Annotated in this window: 18 protein-coding genes; 12 read left to right on the top strand and 6 right to left on the bottom strand. The window is 57.7% G+C overall.

From position 1 onward, the window contains the following. Window positions 1-13: 13 nt before the first annotated feature. The 5 genes from HNQ59_RS14435 to gloB all read right to left on the bottom strand — a co-directional run bounded on the left by HNQ59_RS14435 (window position 14) and on the right by gloB (window position 3,740). Window positions 14-403 (bottom strand): YchJ family metal-binding protein, encoded by a 390-nt coding sequence (locus HNQ59_RS14435; protein ID WP_184040893.1) that lies wholly within the window; start codon window positions 401-403, stop codon window positions 14-16. Between the two features lies 1 nt (window position 404). Next, a complete protein-coding gene (locus HNQ59_RS14430; RefSeq protein ID WP_184040890.1) occupies window positions 405-752 on the bottom strand; it encodes a translation initiation factor Sui1 in 348 nt (115 codons plus the stop codon). 2 nt (window positions 753-754) lie between these two features. Beyond that, entirely contained in the window at window positions 755-943 is a 189-nt protein-coding gene (locus tag HNQ59_RS14425) for an oxidoreductase-like domain-containing protein (protein WP_246491012.1), read from the bottom strand. An 85-nt stretch (window positions 944-1,028) separates the two neighbouring features. Further along, window positions 1,029-2,690 carry a LysM peptidoglycan-binding domain-containing protein gene (locus HNQ59_RS14420; protein WP_184040887.1) on the bottom strand — a complete coding sequence of 554 codons (1,662 nt, stop codon included), beginning with the start codon at window positions 2,688-2,690 and terminating at the stop codon, window positions 1,029-1,031. Between the two features lie 285 nt (window positions 2,691-2,975). Further along, window positions 2,976-3,740 carry a hydroxyacylglutathione hydrolase gene (gene gloB / locus HNQ59_RS14415; protein WP_184040884.1) on the bottom strand — a complete coding sequence of 255 codons (765 nt, stop codon included), beginning with the start codon at window positions 3,738-3,740 and terminating at the stop codon, window positions 2,976-2,978. Between the two features lie 50 nt (window positions 3,741-3,790). Here gloB and HNQ59_RS14410 point away from each other — a divergent pair, with 50 nt between their 5' ends. From HNQ59_RS14410 to HNQ59_RS14385, 6 genes are all read left to right on the top strand, one after another. Beyond that, a complete protein-coding gene (locus HNQ59_RS14410) occupies window positions 3,791-4,537 on the top strand; it encodes a methyltransferase domain-containing protein (protein ID WP_184040881.1) in 747 nt (248 codons plus the stop codon). Then, window positions 4,530-4,976, top strand: coding sequence for a ribonuclease HI (gene rnhA / locus HNQ59_RS14405; protein WP_184040878.1), 447 nt, complete (start codon window positions 4,530-4,532; stop codon window positions 4,974-4,976). The genes HNQ59_RS14410 and rnhA overlap by 8 nt, the downstream gene beginning before the upstream one ends. A 7-nt stretch (window positions 4,977-4,983) precedes the next feature. Beyond that, window positions 4,984-5,718, top strand: coding sequence for a DNA polymerase III subunit epsilon (gene dnaQ, locus HNQ59_RS14400; protein WP_184040875.1), 735 nt, complete (start codon window positions 4,984-4,986; stop codon window positions 5,716-5,718). After that, the gene (gene ispD, locus HNQ59_RS14395) at window positions 5,705-6,406 is read left to right on the top strand and encodes a 2-C-methyl-D-erythritol 4-phosphate cytidylyltransferase (RefSeq protein ID WP_184040872.1); all 702 of its coding nucleotides are present in this window, start codon (window positions 5,705-5,707) and stop codon (window positions 6,404-6,406) included. The genes dnaQ and ispD overlap by 14 nt, the downstream gene beginning before the upstream one ends. 113 nt (window positions 6,407-6,519) lie before the next feature. Further along, on the top strand, window positions 6,520-7,005 hold the full coding sequence (gene ispF / locus HNQ59_RS14390) for a 2-C-methyl-D-erythritol 2,4-cyclodiphosphate synthase (protein WP_184040869.1): 486 nt from the start codon (window positions 6,520-6,522) through the stop codon (window positions 7,003-7,005). Further along, the gene (locus tag HNQ59_RS14385) at window positions 6,992-7,609 is read left to right on the top strand and encodes a GNAT family N-acetyltransferase (RefSeq protein ID WP_184040866.1); all 618 of its coding nucleotides are present in this window, start codon (window positions 6,992-6,994) and stop codon (window positions 7,607-7,609) included. Before ispF ends, HNQ59_RS14385 begins: the two co-directional genes overlap by 14 nt. 42 nt (window positions 7,610-7,651) lie before the next feature. On the opposite strand, the gene HNQ59_RS14380 is transcribed toward HNQ59_RS14385, so the two are convergent. Beyond that, window positions 7,652-8,623 (bottom strand): VirK/YbjX family protein, encoded by a 972-nt coding sequence (locus HNQ59_RS14380; RefSeq protein WP_184040863.1) that lies wholly within the window; start codon window positions 8,621-8,623, stop codon window positions 7,652-7,654. A gap of 172 nt (window positions 8,624-8,795) precedes the next feature. On the opposite strand from HNQ59_RS14380, the gene HNQ59_RS14375 reads away from it, so the two are divergent. From HNQ59_RS14375 to queF, 6 genes are all read left to right on the top strand, one after another. Continuing rightward, window positions 8,796-9,632: a DUF6502 family protein gene (locus HNQ59_RS14375; protein ID WP_184040861.1), complete on the top strand. Its 837-nt coding sequence runs from the start codon at window positions 8,796-8,798 to the stop codon at window positions 9,630-9,632. Then, window positions 9,616-11,406, top strand: coding sequence for a FecR family protein (locus tag HNQ59_RS14370; protein WP_184040858.1), 1,791 nt, complete (start codon window positions 9,616-9,618; stop codon window positions 11,404-11,406). The genes HNQ59_RS14375 and HNQ59_RS14370 overlap by 17 nt, the downstream gene beginning before the upstream one ends. Then, window positions 11,403-12,749, top strand: a complete 1,347-nt coding sequence (locus HNQ59_RS14365; protein ID WP_184040855.1) for a surface lipoprotein assembly modifier — start codon at window positions 11,403-11,405, stop codon at window positions 12,747-12,749. Before HNQ59_RS14370 ends, HNQ59_RS14365 begins: the two co-directional genes overlap by 4 nt. 646 nt (window positions 12,750-13,395) lie before the next feature. Beyond that, window positions 13,396-15,063 (top strand): bifunctional metallophosphatase/5'-nucleotidase, encoded by a 1,668-nt coding sequence (locus HNQ59_RS14360; RefSeq protein WP_184040852.1) that lies wholly within the window; start codon window positions 13,396-13,398, stop codon window positions 15,061-15,063. Window positions 15,064-15,339: 276 nt separating this feature from the next. Then, entirely contained in the window at window positions 15,340-17,424 is a 2,085-nt protein-coding gene (locus tag HNQ59_RS14355) for a YgiQ family radical SAM protein (protein WP_246491015.1), read from the top strand. A gap of 211 nt (window positions 17,425-17,635) precedes the next feature. Then, window positions 17,636-18,469, top strand: a complete 834-nt coding sequence (gene queF / locus HNQ59_RS14350) for an NADPH-dependent 7-cyano-7-deazaguanine reductase QueF (protein WP_184040846.1) — start codon at window positions 17,636-17,638, stop codon at window positions 18,467-18,469. Window positions 18,470-18,660 lie beyond the last annotated feature (191 nt).

Below are 18,660 nucleotides of genomic sequence, written 5' to 3'. Positions count from 1 at the left end.
GCTGTGCTCGATTTCACGCAAGCTGATCGCCATCCAGATATTGCCAGAAGCCATCAACCTGTTCGAAGCGGCTACGCTCATGCAACTTGCCGGCCCGGCCACCTATCTTGTAGCGGGCAATGAATTCGACCTCACCCGTGTAGCCATGCTGATGGCTATGCTTGATCTCCAGCCCAATCCATTTGATAGGCGGGTCTTCATGCAGATCCAGGTTGGCCGGACGGGTGCTGGCATGCCAGCTGAACAACAGATAGTCAGGTCGGTTGAGCGCGAACGCGGTGAATCGTGAGCGCATCAGGGCCTCTGGCGAGGCGGCTGGGCGGCCAAGGTGCAGGGGCTCACAGCACTGCTGATAGGCGAGGCGGCTGCCACAAGGGCAGGGCAGGGCGGTTGACTTGGCCACGTCAGCCGCCGGCCAGTTTGACAGTGAAGCCCCGCTTTTCAAGCTCGGCTTTCAGCAGCTCGCGGTGATCCCCCTGGATCTCAACCACCCGATCCTTGACCGCCCCGCCTGTGCCACACCTGCGCTTCAACTCTGCCGCAAGCTGCTTCAGCTGCTCGTCGTCCAGCAGAAAGCCTGTGGCAGTGGTGACGGTCTTACCTCCTCGCCCTCCTGTTTCACGCCGGACCCGGACAATGCCATCCCCTGTCGGGGCTGGGCCTTTCCTGCATTGGCAGGCATTGATCGGCTGACCACAGCCAGGGCATAGGCGGCCATGCTCAGTGGAGTAGACTGGGCGGGTTTGGGACATTCTCAAGCTTTCTCTGAATCAGTATCGGATGACATGTTCTGCTGACGGGCTTCATATTCCATGACCCGCCTGCGGTATTCAGCCAGCTCGGCAGCATACATATCATGCACGCACACTTCGCAGCCATTGCCACAGCAATCCCCTTCTTCGGGGGGATTGGGGGCATCCGGTAAATGTAGGGGTTCTTCCATATCCATCATTTTACGCTGTGTTGGGCTGGAAACAAAAAGCCCGCCTGATCCAAGCGGGCTACGGTGACTCGACATGTCGAGCACATCAGCTGTTGTCGAGATGGATGACCAGCACATCGCCCGGAGTCAGGTGTTTGCCCGCTTTGTTCCAGCGCTGCAAATCTGCAACAGTCACGTTGAAGCGACGGGCGATGCTGAAAATGGTATCTCCGCGCCTCACGGTGTATTGCGTGCTACGTGTTTTCGGCGAGGACTCTCGGGCGGCGCTGGCCCGGATGACCTTGCCTGCCTGGCGTCGCTCCTCCAATACCAATACCTTACCAGCCGCGACATGATTGGTATTGAGCTGATTGAGCGATTTCAGCTCACCGGGGCTCATGCCGTAGTGTTTGGCGATGCTGAACAGTGTCTCGCCACGTTTGACCAGGTGGGTGGCGGGTTTGGTATCGACTCGTTCCAGTTTTGCATAGGTGGGGAGGGAGGGGATGGTTGGCGCTTCAGTCATGGCGGCAGTGTTGACTGCATCGATCTCGCCATTGTGGCTGGGCACCAGCAGCATCTCGCCACGCGCCATTTTTGCCTGGCCGATATTGTTGACTTCACGCAGCTTCTCAACGGTGGTGCCAAATTTAGCGGCAATGCGCTCGAATCGTTCACCGCGGGAGGTGGCGTAGGGCTTCCACGACAGCAATGGCTTGTCATAGCTGGCCAGGTTGCTGGTGAACTCCTCGGCCTTTTCGGCGGGTAGCAGCAGTTTGCGGCTGGGCTTATAGGCAATGACAGGTTTGTTGAAGGCCGGATTGAGCGACAGGAACTCATCCATGGGCATATTGGCCAGCTTGGCCGCCACTTTGGTATCCATGTGGTGAGGAACGTTGACGGCAGTGAAATAGGGCCGGTTCGGAATGGCGCGCATTTTCAACCCGTAACGGGCCGGATTGGCCACCAGGTTGCGGATTGCCAGCAATTTGGGCACATAGTTCTGTGTTTCGGCAGGCATGCGGATGTTCTGATAGTCTTCTGGCAAGCCGGCTGCCCGGTTCTTGGCCAATGCCCGTGCAACAGCGCCCTCACCCCAGTTATAGGCGGCGAGTGCCAAGTGCCAGTCGCCAAACAGGCCATACAGGTACTGCAGGTAGTCCAGCGCGGCTTCGGTTGCGGCCAGGACATCGCGCCGCCCGTCATACCACCAGGTCTGCTCCAGGCCATAGTTCTTGCCTGTCGAGGGGATGAACTGCCAGATACCCGATGCGTGGGCCGACGAGTAGGCCTTGGGGTTGAATGAGCTTTCCACCACAGGCAGCAGAGCCAGATCCAGCGGCATGCTGCGGCGCTCCAGCTCATTCACGATATGGTACAGATAGCGTTGCGCTCGATCAGCCATCCGATACAGGTATTCCGGCCTGGCGGCATACCATTGCTCCAGGTCACGGACTTGCGTTGTATCGAGGTTGTTCAATGCAAAGCCGTGGCGAATCCGATCCCACAAATCTGCATCGGCAAAGTTGCTCAACGTTGGTGCGGTATCGGCCAGATCGCTCTCACCCAGTTCGTCGGAGAACTGTAATGAATAGGGCTGATCCGCCTCAGCCGGTTTCAGGTCAGCCTGCGGTGCCTCGGGTTCCATGCGTTCGTCGGATGGAAGCTGGGCCTCCGGTGGCGGTGCGACGCGAGGCTCGGCGGCCATGGCCGTGGAAAAGACGCCAGCTGCCACAATGGCAAGGACGTGAGATGGCAGTTTTTTCATCAGCATGACCACAACCCAAAACAAACGAGGGCGAATTTTAATCGGGGGCTTTTGGTGAAGTCAAAGCAGCTTGTCTGCCTGCGGGGTGGGCGCGGCCAGGCAATCATCATAGTGTAACCTTGTACTGCATGGGTTTTGAATGCAATAAGCGGACTCTTCTGCCGGTCTTCCGCGCGGGCCCGCCGGGCGGTTGAGTGGGTGCTGGCGGCGCCTCGGCAGGGGTTAATCGAAATTGGACTCAGCCGATTGTTCCGTTTTTGGCCATGATAGACCATGTGGCCTGACTCAGAAACGATCCTTCCAGGCGCGTAGTGCTGCGAAGGTGGCTTCACCCGCCGACAGCGTCTGGCCCATCTGTTGGCTGGCACGCTCGATGAGGGTGGCTGTTTGATGCCGTAAAAATGGATTGGTTCGTTTCTCAAGCCCGATTGTCGAGGGCAGGGTGGGTTGATTGATGGCACGGGCCTGCAGATCGCGCTGGTGCCGTTGGTGGAGATCAGCATTGTCCGGGTCTGCTGCCAGGGCAAAGCGCTGATTGGCCAGGGTGTATTCATGGCTGCAATACACCTGCGTTGTGTCTGGCAGGGCGGCCAGACGGGATAGCGACTGGTACATCTGTGCGGCGGTGCCCTCAAACAGGCGCCCACAGCCACAGGCAAACAAGGTGTCGCCACAAAACAGCATGCCATCACCATAGTAGGCCAGATGGTCCAGCGTGTGGCCTGGTACCGCCAGTGCCTGCAGCGTCAGATTCAAGGTGGGCAATGTCAGGTGTTCGCCATCCAGTACCGGATCGGTCACGCCGGTAAAGGGGGTGATGGCCGGGCCGAAGACCGGACAGTGCCATTGGCTCGCCAGCTGCGTTACGCCGCCCACATGATCAGCATGATGGTGGGTGACCAGGATGGCGTCGAGCGTCAGTTGTTCGCGAGCGAGGTGCGCCTGCACCGGCCCCGCGTCGCCTGGGTCTACAACAACAGCGTGCGAGCCTTCTTGCAAAAGCCAGATATAATTATCATTGAAGGCCGGGATCGGGAAGATGTTCATCATTGCCTCGAAACGGGGCGCCCACTGGGCGCCAATGAAGGAAAGGGTGGTTTATGCCGGACTGGAATGATTGGTGGGAAAGCCCGCTCGGACAGTATGTCATCGAACACGAGCAGGCCTATTTTGACCAGGTGGTGACCAATCTGTTCGGCTTTCATGCGGTGCAGGTGGGCATGTCACAGTTGGATCTGTTGCGGGCCAATCGGATGCCGCACCGTATCAAGATCGGGCGGGTGGGCATGGTCGATCTGCATTGTGATCCGGCCAACCTGCCGCTTGAATCCGGCAGTATCGATCTCATTGTGCTGCCACATGTGCTCGATTTCAATGCCAACCCGCATCAGGTGCTGCGCGAAGCAGAGCGTGTGCTGGTGGCGGATGGTCAGTTGCTGATCGCCGGGTTCAACCCCTGGAGTCTGTGGGGGGGCAAGCGGCTATGGCTCAAGCGGCAAGGCATGCCCTGGCGGGGCCACTTTTTGAGCCTGCCACGGATCAAGGACTGGTTGAAGCTGTTGAGTTTCGATATCAGTGACAATCAGCTGACATGCTATGTTCCGCCTTTTGTCCAGCCACAGTGGCGACAGCGGTTTGGATTCATGGAGCGGTTGGGCGCGCGCTGGTGGCCGGTGGCCGGTGGTGTGTATTTCCTGCACGCAGTCAAGCGGGTGCAGGGTATGCGCCTTATCACCCCCGCCTGGCAACAACATAAACTGCGGGCACGTCTCGCTGCCCTGGCCGAGCGCCAGGGCGCCAACGTCAGTACGCATCAGAAGGGAAGTACAGGTCCACATCATGAGTGAACAAACAGTCGTCGAGATCTATACCGACGGCGCCTGCAAAGGCAATCCCGGCCCGGGTGGCTGGGGGGCTTTGCTGATCTACGGTGGGCATCAGCGAGAGCTGTTCGGTGGTGAGGCCGACACCACCAACAATCGGATGGAATTGCGGGCAGTGATCGAAGCGCTGAAGGTGTTGAAACGCCCGTGTCAGGTACGTGTCTACACCGATTCACAATATGTCCAGAAAGGCATCAGTGAATGGATTCACGGCTGGAAGCGCAAAGGCTGGCGCAACAGTCAGAACGAGCCAGTCAAGAACGCGGATCTATGGCAGCAGCTGGATCTGGCCCAGTCCCAACACCAGATGGAGTGGCGTTGGGTGAAGGGGCATGCCGGACATGAAATGAATGAACGCGCCGACCAGCTGGCTAATCAGGGTGTGGCGTTGATCACTGCTTGAAATGACTATGAGACAGATTATCCTCGATACCGAAACCACCGGTCTGGAGCCCTCGCAAGGGCATCGGATCATTGAAATCGCCGCTGTGGAAATGATCAATCGCGTCATTTCACCTGCAGATCGGCACCTGCACCTCTATATCAACCCTGAGCGCGACAGTGATGAGGCGGCACTGAACGTGCACGGTCTGACGACGGCGTTTTTGTCGGATAAGCCGAAATTTGCTGAGATCGCACGGGAATTTCTCGATTTCGTCAAAGGGGCGGAGCTGATCATCCACAATGCGCCATTTGATCTGGGCTTCATCAACCATGAGTTTGCCATGTTGGGCATGGGGCGGATTCAGGACCAGGTCGCCGGCGTGATCGATACCCTGGCCATGGCCAAGGAGATGCGGCCTGGCAAGCGTAACAATCTGGATGCCTTGTGTGACTTCTTCGGGGTGGATCGGTCCGCCCGGGTGTTGCACGGCGCGCTCATCGACTGCGAGCTGCTGGGGGATGTCTATCTGTCCATGACACGGGGGCAGGAAAGCTTGATGATGGATATGGGTGAGGCCTCGCCAGCGGCGACCATCCAATTCCAGGCGGGCAAGCGCGGCCCGCTTAAAGTGATTGCCGCTACCGACGACGAGTCAGCCGCGCACGAGGGTTATCTCAAAGACCTGGACAAAGCCGTCAAGGGCAGCTGTATCTGGCGTCAATTGACCACCCCATCGGAGCCTGTCGATGCCGGTGGTTGAGCAGCGTATTGCCCTGCTGCCCGCTGCGGGCAGTGGCTCGCGTATGGCATCTGCCATCCCCAAGCAATATCTGCCGCTGGCTGGCCAGCCCGTGCTGCGTCATACCGTGCAGGCATTCATGATCCACCCGGCCATCGACCGGATTGTGGTGGTGATCAGCCCGGAAGACGAGTGGTTCGATGAGTACGATTGGCAGTTTGCGCAATCCAAGCTCACCGTGCTGCGCTGTGGTGGTGCCAGCCGTGCCGAGTCGGTCAGAAACGGGCTGCAGGCAATTGCCCCTGTCATGGCCGATTCCAGCTGGGTCTTGGTGCACGATGCGGCCAGGCCGTGTCTGGCGCAGGCGGATTTGAGCCGATTGTTGCAGACGCTGGCAGATGATCCGGTGGGGGGTATCCTGGCGGTGCCGGTCGCGGATACCTTGAAACGGGCCGGTGAAGGGCAACAGGTCGTAGAAACGGTGCCTCGCGACGGTATGTGGCAGGCGCAAACGCCCCAGATGTTCCGTCATGGTGTATTGAGCAAGGCGCTGTCTGGTGAGTTGGATGCTGGTGTGACTGACGAAGCCTCTGCCATTGAGCGTCTGGGATATGCGCCACGGCTGGTGGCGGGCAGTGCCCGCAACCTGAAGATCACCTTTCCTGCTGATCTGGCATTGGCAGAGTGGATCATTGCGCATCCTGCGTGACGAATCGTTCATTGAGTCGGGGCGGGTATTTTCCCGTCCCTCATGTTTTTTGGTCGGGTATGGTTGAGGTGGATCTGTGCCCAGCTCGGACGGCCAATTGAAGAAGGGCGCTTATGAGAATTGGACAAGGTTTTGATGTGCATGCATTGGTCGAGGGGCGCAAGCTGATCATCGGTGGGGTCACCATTCCTTTCGAGAAAGGGCTGCTGGGGCATTCGGATGCGGATGTGTTGTTGCACGCGCTGACCGATGCCTTGCTGGGTGCGGCTGCGTTAGGTGATATCGGGCGGCATTTCCCAGACACCGATGGCCGTTACAAAGATGCCGACAGCCGGGTGTTGCTGCGCGATGCCTGGAAGCTGTTGCATGAAAAGGGCTACCGTGTGGTGAATGTCGATGCAACGATCATTGCCCAAGCGCCGAAGATGGCCCCCCATATTCCACAAATGGTGGCCAATATCGCAGATGATCTGGGGTTGTTGCCGGATCAGGTCAATATCAAAGCCAAGACAACCGAGCGGCTGGGTTTCACAGGGCGGGGAGAAGGCATTGCCGCCGAGGCGGTGTGTCTGATCTCCAAGCTGGATGGCACGGTTTGAGATTCGGCCCTATCAAGCGGCGGACTTGACGACGCTGTACCGGATCTGCCTGTTGACGGGTGATCAAGGGCTGGATGCATCAGCACAGTACAGTGATCCACAGCTGATTGGGCATGTCTATGCCGGGCCTTATGCCGTGTTGGAGCCTGACTCCTGCTACGTCTTGACCCAGGATGGGCAGGTGGTCGGCTATGTCATCGGTGCGCCGGATTCCGCCCGCTTTCATGCGCGGTGCGAGGAGAGCTGGTTTCCGTCGTTGCGCAGGCGTTATCCGATGCCCGCGGAGCAGGATCGATCCGCTGAGGCGCAGATGATCCGCGCCCTGCACAGGGGGCACCCGCCTTTACCGGACACGGCAGGTTATCCCGCCCATGTCCATATCGATTTGCTGCCGGAGGCGCAAGGCCTGGGTTGGGGGCGTAGGCTGATGCAGACGTTGCTGGATGATTTTACGCGGCGCAGTGTGCCGGGTGTCCACCTGGGGGTGTCTGCTGGCAATCAACGTGGCTTGGCATTCTATCGGCAGACGGGCTGGCGGCGGCTCTCACTCCAGGACTGGGGTGAGGTGCTGGGCCAGCGGTTGCCAGTGGTATCACACACCTGAGCGGTCGTCAGCCATGTCTGTCACCTTGCTGCATGCACGCTGTCACGCAGCCTGATGAAAGCGATTCAGGAAAGCTGGCTGCAGGATCAATACCTGGCCGGATTGGATGGCCGGTGGTGTGCTGATGGCCAGTGCCTCGCTGATGCTGCTGCTCAGATCATCTTCCAGGCTGAAGCGGCGTACATATTGCGCACGTTTTTTGCTGTCGATCTCTTCCAGCTTTTTGCGCGGTTGCTCAGGCGGTAAGGCGAAACGGCCATTGGTGGTCAGCTGCCCGCCCAGCTCCTCCCAAAAGCTGTCATAGTCAGCGGAAATGGTGCGCTGGCGGCGGAAGGGCGTGTGATAGACATGGAAGCGCCCCGCCACCGCGTACACCCGTTGAATGCCCCACTGCTTGGCCAAGTCATACAGGCAGCGCATCACCAGGTTTTTCGGGCGCAGGCCATGCAGATCTCGCGTGGCAGTCTTGATCGCTTCATTGCCGAGATTGCGCCGAGGGCCTTGCAGACAGCCGATTTCCATTGCATATCCCCCCGCATCCTGTCGAATCGAAAATACCGCGCGTGTCAGCACGCCTTCGTTGGATGGCGCGATCAGGCACACCATCAGCTCGCCTTCCTTGTCAAATGAGCGGGTCGGATTCAGCTCGACCCGATAACGCTGCCCGCTCTTGCCGACGCATTCCCCCAATGCCAATCGCCCGGTCTGGTATAGAGCCTGACGCAGATGGCTGGTGAGATGGCGATCCATGAAGTCGTAGTGCGCTTCCAGAATGCTCAGTTTCTCACGCAGGCTGATGTTCTTTCGGATGTAAGGCCGTTGCAGCTTGAGCAGCAGTTGCGTGTTGCAACGGGTCATCTCCGCACGCTGTTCATCATCCATCAGATAGCCCAGCCAACGTCTGGTCAATGGGTAGATCGCTACTGCTCGGATCAGGTATTTCCAATAGCGGGTGCTCATCATCGATGACTGTGGGCCAGCCAGCATGCGGGCGCTGTGCAGAAGATTCTTCATGGTCGGGCTCCTGAGCTGCAATCACCTGCCATCGGAATTGGTTGCCTGGAAGTATGATGACTTGATTGCGTGGGAAAAAATCACTCGCAAATAGTATGTGGAATATTTTCCCGCGTCAATGCTTCATGCTATGATGGTCGGACTATTCCAAATACATGACGTATCCACCGCTATGGACAGTCCACTCCCAGGCGCACCCTCATCCCGCCTTCTGATCGCTGTTCGTCATCTGCTACGCCCGCTGGTTCGCCTGCTGTTGGGGAATGGCGTGACTTACCCGGCCTTGTTGGAATTACTGAAAGAGGCATATGTCAAAGAAGCTGAGACCTTGTCGATTGATGGCAAGCCGCCTACCGACAGCCGGATCAGCTTGTTGACCGGAGTGCACCGGAAAGATGTCAGGCGCTTGCGGGATGAGCCCACGGCCAAGTTGGCGTATGAGTCGCTGACTGCGCAGTTGTTTGCCCGTTGGATAAGCACGCCCGACTATCTGGATGAGGCGGGGAATCCTCTGCCTCTGGCGCGACTGGCGAGCCACGGGGGCGGGCAGTCGTTTGAAGCACTGGTGCAATCGGTGAGCAAAGACATCCGACCCCGCGTGGTGTTGGATGAATGGCTGCGACTACAGCGGGTGGCGGTGGATGCAGAGGATCGTGTCCACCTGAAGGTGAAAGAGTTTCTGCCCAATGCCAGCCAGGACGACAAGGTCTTTTTTGCGGGGCAGAACCTGCACGATCACATTGCCGCTGTGGCGCATAACGTGAGCGGTGCGCTGCCACCATTTCTGGAGCGATGTGTGTTTTACGACGGGTTGACCACCACTGAGGTGGCGGCGCTCAAAACCTTGGCGGAATCAGAAGGCATGAGTGTGCTGCAACTGCTGAGCCGGCAAGCCATGGCCATGAAAGCGGATCGTACCCAGCCGCCAGCCGCGCCTATGCGCATCAACTGTGGCATCTATTTCTATTGTGAACCTGAACAAGAGGTGACGGATGAGCCGTCCAACTGACGCATTGTTGAATAGGGTGCTGGCCTGCAGCCTGGGGTTGCTGCTGTTCGCGACATCTGCCATGGCGGGGGTGTGCGAGGCGCCGCAGGACAACGGTATCGGCGGAACAGGGTATCAGCAGCAGACGCTGCCTCCTAGCGACAATGGTATCGGTGGTACGGGTGCTTTGCCCGGGACAGAACGTGATGGTCGTCCTCGTGATAATGGCATCGGCGGCACCGGAGTCCAGCCGGGGCTGGGCAAGCCTGAGGACAAGTCCATCGAAAATGGTATCGGTGGCACGGGTCTGGTGGCGGGTAACGGCATGGGTGGTACCGGGCGGCGGCAGCTTGCATTGTTTGCCGGTCGAGTCATGTTCGCCAAGGGATCGATCACTGCCAGGCAGCCTGACGGTGAGCCACGGTATCTGAAAAAAGATGATCCAATCTGTGAAGGGGATACCTTGGTAGTGGCCAATGATGCCTTGGCGCAATTGCATATGGCCGATGCTGGGCGTTTGATGTTGCACGAGAATTCACGCGTGGTCATCGATACATTCCGCCGCCCCAGCCAGATGGATGGAACGGAGCGTTTTGCGATCACCTTGGTCGAAGGCGGCCTGCGTGCCATCACCGGTGAAATCGGCAAGCTGCATAAAGAGAACTATGCGATTGCCACACCCGTGGCCAGGATCGGCATCCGGGGCACGGATCATGAAGTATTCCATGTGGCACAGCCAAGCCACGGCCTGGCTGCGGGAACCTATAACCGCGTGTTGAGCGGTGGCACGGTGGTCGAGGCTGGTGGTGGCAAATTGGCGCTGGCGCCGACGCAGGTCGGTTTCGTATCGCCTGGCGCCAGTCCGACCCGACTGAATGGGTTGCCAGCCATGCTGGGCACCACAGCGGCGGATTTGCTCACCACCTCTCGTAAGAGCATGCCTAGCGTCGAGGACACCACGATGGATGACGTGGTGCAGGCCCTGCGATTGAGCAGCAACCGGGTGGTCATTGATTTTGATGGCATTGAGATGGTAATCGCGCCTGCGGGCTCGGCCTATGTCGGGGTGAACCAACTGAGCAAGGGGCATGGCACCGTCCTCAATTCCAGCATTATGGATGCAGCCCTGGAGTCCGCCGCCACATTGCTGGACCCGCTTACTAATATCCCGATGGCCATGGCGGACACGGATACAGGCTTCAACTTCTTCAGAAGCGACGCCAAGCTGGTGCATTTCCGGGGTGCGCTGGTGGATAGTGCACCTGTGTTCTGGGGGCTGTATGCGGGCGGTGCGGAGGGTGCATTCCAGATTGATCAGGAAACCGGTGAGGATCATGCCGTGTCTGCCCATCATTTCATCTATTCCCCTGGTGGCGCCACTACCATGGATGTGATCCAACGCATCAACGGCACCTTCACCTTTGACAAGATCGTGGGGCAGTCCTGCTTGACCGATGAGCATGGCCGCCTGGGTGGGCGTATCCACAATATGGCGGTGGATGTGATGTTTGGTGGCAACCCCGGCGTCACCCGATATGACGTCCACCTGACAGATGCGCAACAGCGGGATTGGCATGGCAGCATGAATGGATTTCAGTCGCTCACGGATTTCGCGGTAGGCCAGGTGCAACTGCAGACCTCGTGCAGTGGAAAGGGTTGTGGAGTCGGACATGGCACCGGTTCCGCCACAGGGTTGCTGGTCGGTCAGCAGGGTAAAGGTTTGGCTACCGGGTTTGGGTTGACCACCCAGACAGGGCAAACTGTCAATGGTGTCGCGGTATTGTCTCGTCCATGAAGAAAATCAGTATATGGCGCCGGCGCATAGTACGCTGGTGGGTAGTGCTTTGCCTGGGTTCGGCCACGACGGTGTGGGGCACCGAATCCAACCTGCTTGATCAGGCAGAGTTGCTGTTGAAACAAGACCAGGCAGGCCAAGCCTTGCAGCTCCTGGCACCCGAGGAGATTCAGCGGGCAGGGCAGGTGGATTATGACTACCTGCTGGGTGTCGCCTATCTGGCCAATAACCTGCCAGAGCCTGCCAGCTTTGCATTGGAGCGCGTTGTGGCACAAAACCCACGCCATGCCGCAGCCTGGTTGGACCTTGGCCGGGCCTATCTGATGATGGGCGACCATATCCGAGCCAAAGCCGTATTCGACACCATCCTGGACTTGCAGCCGCCACCTGCAGCGCGGGCCACGGTGATGCGACATCTGGCTGCATTGGAGCGCCCTAGCGACAGTGGCTCTTATGTGTTCAATGGCTTTGTTGATGCTGCATTGGGGTGGGATTCGAATATCAACACCTCACCCAGACAAGACCTCATGACCGTTCCCGCACTGGGCGGGTTGCAAGTCAAGCTCAACCCCAAAAACGTGAAAATGCGGGATCGCTATGGACGTTTCACCGCAGGTGGGGATGCCTCGATCCTGTTGACAGGCACCCTGCGCTCGGTATCCAGCGTCCGCACCAATTTCAAGCGCTTTCGCCATTCTCCCGAGTTCCATACCGATGATGCGGAAGTCAGAACCGGTTTGCAGTATGGCTTCAGGGACAGCCTGGTGGTCATCAACGCCATTGGGCAGTGGGCAACTCTGGGCCCGCAGCTCAATCGTCGTAGTTGGGGCGGGAATATCGATTGGTGGCAACGCCTGAATACCAACCACCACCTATTGTTTTCCAATCAGCTGATGCGCCACCAGTACCCGGCGCCGTGGTTGGCAGACAACAATTTCGACCAACAAGCCTCGTCCCTGAGCTGGATTTACAGCCCGGATAGCCAGCGCTGGCAGTGGGCCAGCCAAGTGTTTGGCGCACGCGAAGTCGGTGCTGCGGATCGCACAGATGGCAATGCGCGGCTCAGCGGTGTCCGCTTTCAAGGCGTATGGCGCGATACGGTGGATACCGAGTGGTATCTCGTAGCAGGTGCCTTACGAGGCCAGTATGATCGGGCAAACCCAGCCTTCCTGATCAACCGCAAAGACAGGCAGTGGTCCGTTGGCGCAGGCGTGGCTTGGAAGGCCACCAAATCCACCAGCGTGCAACTGCGCTGGGATTACATTGCCCGTCATTCCAATATCCCAATCTCAGAATACGCGCGCCATGATGTCGGCGTCAGCGTGCGGTATGACTTCCGGTGAATCAGTAGGGTGCAATCACCCTGCTATCCGCGGCCAAAGCCAGGTCAGTTTTCTCCTGTATCTTCTGGATCTTGGTACAGAGTTATATCCGCCACCCCTTGTCAGTTGTTGATGTCATCCTCCCAGTGTTGATCTGACGTGTCGTGATGCCTCGGCACCTGATTGGCCATGGTTGATGAGCCATATCAGCAGCATTTGAAACGTCCACCTTCCATGGCCTGGATTGATAGAAATTAGGGAGGATGGACGACACTTTGTTAAAATCCGCGGATTCCGTGAAACCCGGTTGGCCAGCTCGCCAAGCGGGGGCGGCGCAACGATCACCAATGGGGTGTGTGCGGTGATGACGTAGCCCGTTTTCATCACGGACAGACTGCCTGATTGCGCAAAGGGCTGGGGTGAAGGGTGTCGGCTGTCATGGCCGATGCAAGGGCCTGCCGACCCGGCAGACCGCGCTTGATGCAGTGGAATCCGCTCGTGCAGCAATGTGTCGCGAGCAGCCACAAACTGCCCCGGTATCGACTATGGTGCATGAGCAGGCACAGGGATCGGGGTTGCGGAAGCATGTTTCACCGGGGCACCGTCTCACATGATAAGCAATCTGGGTGGTGTGGGTGGATAGATCAATTTGTGAGGAAGTTTCGGAATGTTCAAATTCAAACTGGTAACGCTGTCACTGGCCTTGGCGGCGGCGCTGAGCGGGTGTCAAAGTATTCGCGAAGGGCAGGGGCCGGTTGAGGCCAAGATCATTGCGTTCAATGATTTTCATGGCAACCTGAAGTCGCCAGGTACGGTGTCGGTGCCTGATCCCGCAGACCCAAGCAAAGTGGCGAAAGTGCCTGCAGGTGGGTCAGAGGCGATGGCGACTTGGATCAACATGCTGCGTGCCAAGAACCCGAACCATGTGGTGGTTTCCGCCGGGGATCTGATCGGCGCGAGCCCATTGCTGTCATCGCTGTTCCATGATGAGCCGACGATCGAATCGATGAATCTGATGGGCTTGGATTTCATCGCAGTGGGCAACCATGAATTCGATGAGGGCAAAGACGAGCTGTTGCGCATGCAGAATGGCGGTTGCCACGCCGAGGATGGCTGCCGAAGCGGCGTGAATTTCGAAGGTGCCAAATTCAAGTATCTGGCGGCCAATGTGGTGGACACCGCTACCAGTAAAACATTGCTGCCAGCGTATCAGATCAAGCAATTCAATGGCATTCCTGTTGCATTCATCGGCATGACGCTGAAGGATACACCGACTGTCGTGACACCTTCTGGTGTCACTGGGCTGGATTTCAGGGATGAGGCAGAGACAGTCAACAAGCTCATTCCAGAGCTGAAATCGCAGGGTGTTGAAGCCGTAGTGGTGTTGATCCATGAGGGTGGCCTGCAGGCTGGCAGTTATAACGACTGTAAAGGTATCTCTGGCCCAATCGTCGATATCGTCAATCGTTTCGACAAGGCCGTGGACATAGTGGTCAGTGGCCATACCCATCAGGCATACAACTGCAATATCAATGGCAAGCTGGTGACCAGTGCCATGTCTTATGGGCGCTTGTTGACTGAGATCGATATCAAACTCGATCCGCGCACCCGAGACATCATCGAGTCCAAAGCCGCCAATCTCGTGGTCAAGACTGATGTGGCGATGGATGCAAAACAGACTGCATTGATCGATCGGGTCAGCAAGTTGGTCAAACCGCTTGAAGAGCGTCCGGTCGGTCGGGCAACAGCCATGCTGGACATCGAGAGCAACGCTGATGGGGAATCGCCACTGGGTGATGTGATTGCAGATGCACAGTTGGAGGCGACAAAGGATGCCAAGCTGGGCGGCGCGCAGATTGCTTTCATGAACCCGGGCGGTGTCCGTGCGCCCATCACCCCTGATGCATCTGGCACAGTGAGCTTTGGCAAGCTGTATGCTTCACAGCCGTTCGGCAACAATCTGGTCACCATGACCTTGAAAGGCAGTGAGGTCAAGGAGCTGCTTGAACAGCAGTGGAAGGGTGGCAATCAGGCAAAGCCCAAGGTACTGCAGGTGTCAAAAGGCTTCAGCTATACCTGGGATGCCAGTAAGCCCTTGGGCGAGCGCGTCATTGCAGCATCCATGAAGCTCAATGGCGTTGCCATCGACCCTGCTGCAGCGTATCGCATCACCGTGAACAGCTTCCTATCGACTGGTGGGGACAATTTCACTGTGCTGAACCAAGGCACCAACCGCCTGGGCGGCATGATCGATCTGGACGCACTGGAGGCCTATTTCAAGGCACATGTGCCGGTGGCACCAGGTGCGCAGGATCGTATCAAACGCGTCAACTGAGTTGAGTCCGGTTCGATCCAGACAAAAGGCCGGGGGAACCCGGCTTTTTGTCTGGCGCTGCACCTTGGGCCGGATGTCGATTGTGGTTATCCCGACCGGGCCGGGGTATGTTGATGAAAACACAACTTTTTCCCGCAAGGGGCGATCAAATCTGAGACAATATAGGGCTTGTTCTGTCCAACCGAAGCACTGATGACCAACGTTCTCGCACCCGCCAAACCGATTTTCTCCTACCCGATCAACTCTCCTGCCAGCCGGCCTGCTCCTTTCCTGCCCATGAGCCGGGCCGAGATGGCACAGTTGGGTTGGGATGTGTGCGACATCATTCTTGTCACCGGCGATGCCTATATCGATCATCCCAGCTTTGGGATGGCGCTGGTGGGCCGCTTGCTTGAGGCGCAAGGCTTCCGAGTCGGCATCATTTCACAGCCCGACTGGCAGTCGGCAGAGGCGTTTCGATCATTAGGCAAGCCACGTCTGTTCTTTGGCGTGACGGCGGGCAACATGGATTCCATGATCAACCGGTACACGGCAGACCGTAAGCCCCGCTCGGACGATGCCTATACACCCCATGCCGCATCTGGCAAACGTCCGGACCGGGCCTGCATGGTGTATGCCCAGCGCTGTAAAGAGGCGTTTCCAGGGGTAGATGTGATGATTGGCGGGATCGAAGCTTCCTTGCGACGCATCGCGCAATATGACTACTGGAGCGATAAGGTACGACAATCTGCGCTGATCTATTCCAAAGCAGACTTGTTACTGTTTGGCAATGCTGAGCGGGCCTTGGTCGAGATCGCCCATCGTGCAGCCGCCGGCGAGCGCCTGAGCCAGATCCGGGATGTGCGCGGTACGGCTTTCATGGCGCCGCATCAGTGGCTGCCCGATGATGATTGGTGCGAAATGGATTCCTCCACCGTCGATATGCCAGGTAAAGTCGATCCACACCCCGACCCCTACGCCATGGAGCCCGCCGGTGCGGCACCAGTCACGGCCCCTGCCGGTGCCCAAACGGTGCGCATCGTATCGCGTGACGAACGCTTGGCTGCCCGTAAAGCGCAGCGTGCTCGCACGGTGATCCGCATCCCATCGTATGAAGCCGTGGCGCATGACCCGGTGCTATATGCCCATGCAAGCCGCACATTGCACCTTGAATCGAATCCTGGCAACGCGCGGGCGTTGGTGCAATTGCATGGTGAGCGCGATGTCTGGCTCAATCCTCCCCCGATCCCGCTGACCACGGCGGAGATGGACTATGTGTATGGCTTGCAATATGCACGCAACCCGCATCCAAGCTATGGTGATGCACGCATCCCAGCTTGGGACATGATCAAATTCTCGATCAATATCATGCGCGGTTGCTTTGGCGGTTGTACCTTCTGTTCAATTACCGAGCACGAGGGGCGCATCATCCAAAGCCGTTCAGAGGAATCGATCCTGCACGAGATCGAAGAGATCCGAGACAAGACCAAGGGCTTTACCGGTCACATCACTGATCTGGGTGGCCCGACCGCCAATATGTACCGGTTGGCCTGTAAAGACCCGAAGATCGAATCATCATGCCGCCGTTTAAGCTGCGTCTACCCTGGCATCTGTGAAAATCTGAACACCGATCATGCACCCTTGATCCAGCTCTATCGCAAGGCGCGTACCCTGCCAGGCGTGAAGAAAGTCACCATTGGCTCCGGCTTGCGCTATGACTTGGCGGTCGAATCCCCCGAGTACATCAAAGAGCTGGTCACCCACCATGTCAGCGGTTACCTCAAGATTGCGCCTGAGCATACCGAAGAAGGGCCGCTCAGCAAAATGATGAAGCCGGGCATTGGCACCTTCGAGCGATTTAAGGCACTGTTCGAGCGTTTCTCGGCGCAGGCGGGCAAAAAACAATATCTGATCCCTTATTTCATTGCTGCCCACCCTGGTACCAGTGATGAAGACATGCTGAACCTGGCCTTGTGGTTGAAACGGAATAACTTCAAACCCGATCAGGTGCAATCATTCACCCCTACGCCAATGGCCTTGGCCACCACCATGTGGCATACCGGGCGCAATCCGCTCCGCAAAGTGGCGCGCAGCTCTGAAAAAGTCGAAGTGATCCGTGACGGGCAGCGGCGCAAGCTGCATAAGGCATTCTTACGTTACCATGACCCGGAAAACTGGCCCTTGTTACGTGAGGCCCTGATCCGCATGGGGCGTCGTGACCTGATCGGCAATGCACCGCATCATTTGATCCCGGCTCCTCGGATCGGAGAGCGCCAGCACGCACCGAGCTATGGGAAGTCCAGCGCAAGCCGTACTAAGCCCGGCACCGCAGGGCGAAACCGGCCTCAACCCCAACCACTGAAGAGCCGAGGCCCACGCTGACTCTCCAGGCTCGGCTGGCCGGGCTATGAAGCCGCGTCAATAGAGCCTGCCCGGTCATTATTGGGTAGAATTGGGAGAGGCATCACCACATCGAGATGATGCCCGATCCTTCATCCTAAGTGTTGCCCTGGCCCCTGCCCAAAATGCGAATCAGCGGATCATCAAATCCTGTCACCAGGGCCGGGCCGTTTCATTACAAGACGAATTGACCATGCACAATACCCCTGAAGCCTCCCCGCTTGGCAAAGCGGTGAGCTACCTTAGCCAATATACCCCCAGCCTGCTGCACCCGATTCTCCGCGTTGGCAAACGGGCCGAAATTGGCATTGCAGAAGCTGCCTTGCCTTTCTGGGGTGAAGATCTTTGGAATGCCTATGAGCTCTCGTGGCTGAATGCACGAGGCAAGCCCGTGGTAGCTATTGGTACCTTCCGCGTGCCCGCCTGCTCACCCTGCCTGATTGAATCGAAATCATTGAAGTTGTACCTGAACTCATTCAACCAGACCCGCTTCAGCAGCCTGGATGAAGTGAGCAACACTATCACCACCGATCTGAGTCAAGCCGCCGGCAGCCCCGTCAAAGTCCAGATATCACCTGTCAACGTACTATCACATCGTCACTTTGCCGTGCCAAATGGGGTGCTGTTGGATGAGCTGGATGTCGAAATAGATACCTACCAGCCCGCCCCAGCGTTGCTGACCACCGACTCAGCCCAGCCACCAGTCTCCGAGTGGCTCTACTCGCACTTGCTGAAATCCAACTGCCTAGTCACCGGACAACCGGATTGGGGGATGGTCTCAATTCGATATACCGGCCAGCCGATAGACCGGGCCGGGTTACTGAAATACATCATTTCTTTCCGTGACCATAACGAATTCCACGAGCAGTGCGTGGAGCGTATCTACATGGACATCCAGCAGCGCTGCAAACCGACCAAGCTGGAAGTCTGGGCACGATACACCCGACGAGGCGGCCTGGATATCAACCCCTATCGAAGCAGTGAACAAACCTGGGTGTTTGACAATCACCATGAAATACGCCAGTAGGAAAAACTAAATCAATGAGATGGACTCCTCCCTCTTCATTAGGCATTAACTTGCCAAGCAGGAAGTGCCAACAAACCAGTCAACGGAAACGAGGAGTTCCCTGACCTTTCCCCACCACGGTATACCAAGAATTAGTTAGCATGGAGGGCGATAGGAGCTCACATGCGCAAGGCGAGATTCAACGAAGTCCA

It is taken from the genome of Chitinivorax tropicus (assembly GCF_014202905.1).
GTDB classification, from domain to species: domain Bacteria; phylum Pseudomonadota; class Gammaproteobacteria; order Burkholderiales; family SCOH01; genus Chitinivorax; species Chitinivorax tropicus.
Note: the sequence above shows the minus strand (reverse complement) of the source record. Positions and strands in the feature narration are given on the sequence as shown.

Bases quoted from the DNA above. Each gene is read 5' to 3' on its own strand.
- HNQ59_RS14430 (WP_184040890.1), bottom strand. From the start codon at position 752: ATGTCCCAAACCCGCCCAGTCTACTCCACTGAGCATGGCCGCCTATGC.
- HNQ59_RS14425 (WP_246491012.1), bottom strand. From the start codon at position 943: ATGGAAGAACCCCTACATTTACCGGATGCCCCCAATCCCCCCGAAGAA.
- HNQ59_RS14420 (WP_184040887.1), bottom strand. From the start codon at position 2,690: ATGAAAAAACTGCCATCTCACGTCCTTGCCATTGTGGCAGCTGGCGTC.
- gloB (WP_184040884.1), bottom strand. From the start codon at position 3,740: ATGATGAACATCTTCCCGATCCCGGCCTTCAATGATAATTATATCTGG.
- HNQ59_RS14410 (WP_184040881.1), top strand. From the start codon at position 3,791: ATGCCGGACTGGAATGATTGGTGGGAAAGCCCGCTCGGACAGTATGTC.
- rnhA (WP_184040878.1), top strand. From the start codon at position 4,530: ATGAGTGAACAAACAGTCGTCGAGATCTATACCGACGGCGCCTGCAAA.
- dnaQ (WP_184040875.1), top strand. From the start codon at position 4,984: ATGAGACAGATTATCCTCGATACCGAAACCACCGGTCTGGAGCCCTCG.
- ispD (WP_184040872.1), top strand. From the start codon at position 5,705: ATGCCGGTGGTTGAGCAGCGTATTGCCCTGCTGCCCGCTGCGGGCAGT.
- ispF (WP_184040869.1), top strand. From the start codon at position 6,520: ATGAGAATTGGACAAGGTTTTGATGTGCATGCATTGGTCGAGGGGCGC.
- HNQ59_RS14385 (WP_184040866.1), top strand. From the start codon at position 6,992: ATGGCACGGTTTGAGATTCGGCCCTATCAAGCGGCGGACTTGACGACG.
- HNQ59_RS14380 (WP_184040863.1), bottom strand. From the start codon at position 8,623: ATGAAGAATCTTCTGCACAGCGCCCGCATGCTGGCTGGCCCACAGTCA.
- HNQ59_RS14375 (WP_184040861.1), top strand. From the start codon at position 8,796: ATGGACAGTCCACTCCCAGGCGCACCCTCATCCCGCCTTCTGATCGCT.
- HNQ59_RS14370 (WP_184040858.1), top strand. From the start codon at position 9,616: ATGAGCCGTCCAACTGACGCATTGTTGAATAGGGTGCTGGCCTGCAGC.
- HNQ59_RS14365 (WP_184040855.1), top strand. From the start codon at position 11,403: ATGAAGAAAATCAGTATATGGCGCCGGCGCATAGTACGCTGGTGGGTA.
- HNQ59_RS14360 (WP_184040852.1), top strand. From the start codon at position 13,396: ATGTTCAAATTCAAACTGGTAACGCTGTCACTGGCCTTGGCGGCGGCG.
- HNQ59_RS14355 (WP_246491015.1), top strand. From the start codon at position 15,340: ATGAGCCGGGCCGAGATGGCACAGTTGGGTTGGGATGTGTGCGACATC.
- queF (WP_184040846.1), top strand. From the start codon at position 17,636: ATGCACAATACCCCTGAAGCCTCCCCGCTTGGCAAAGCGGTGAGCTAC.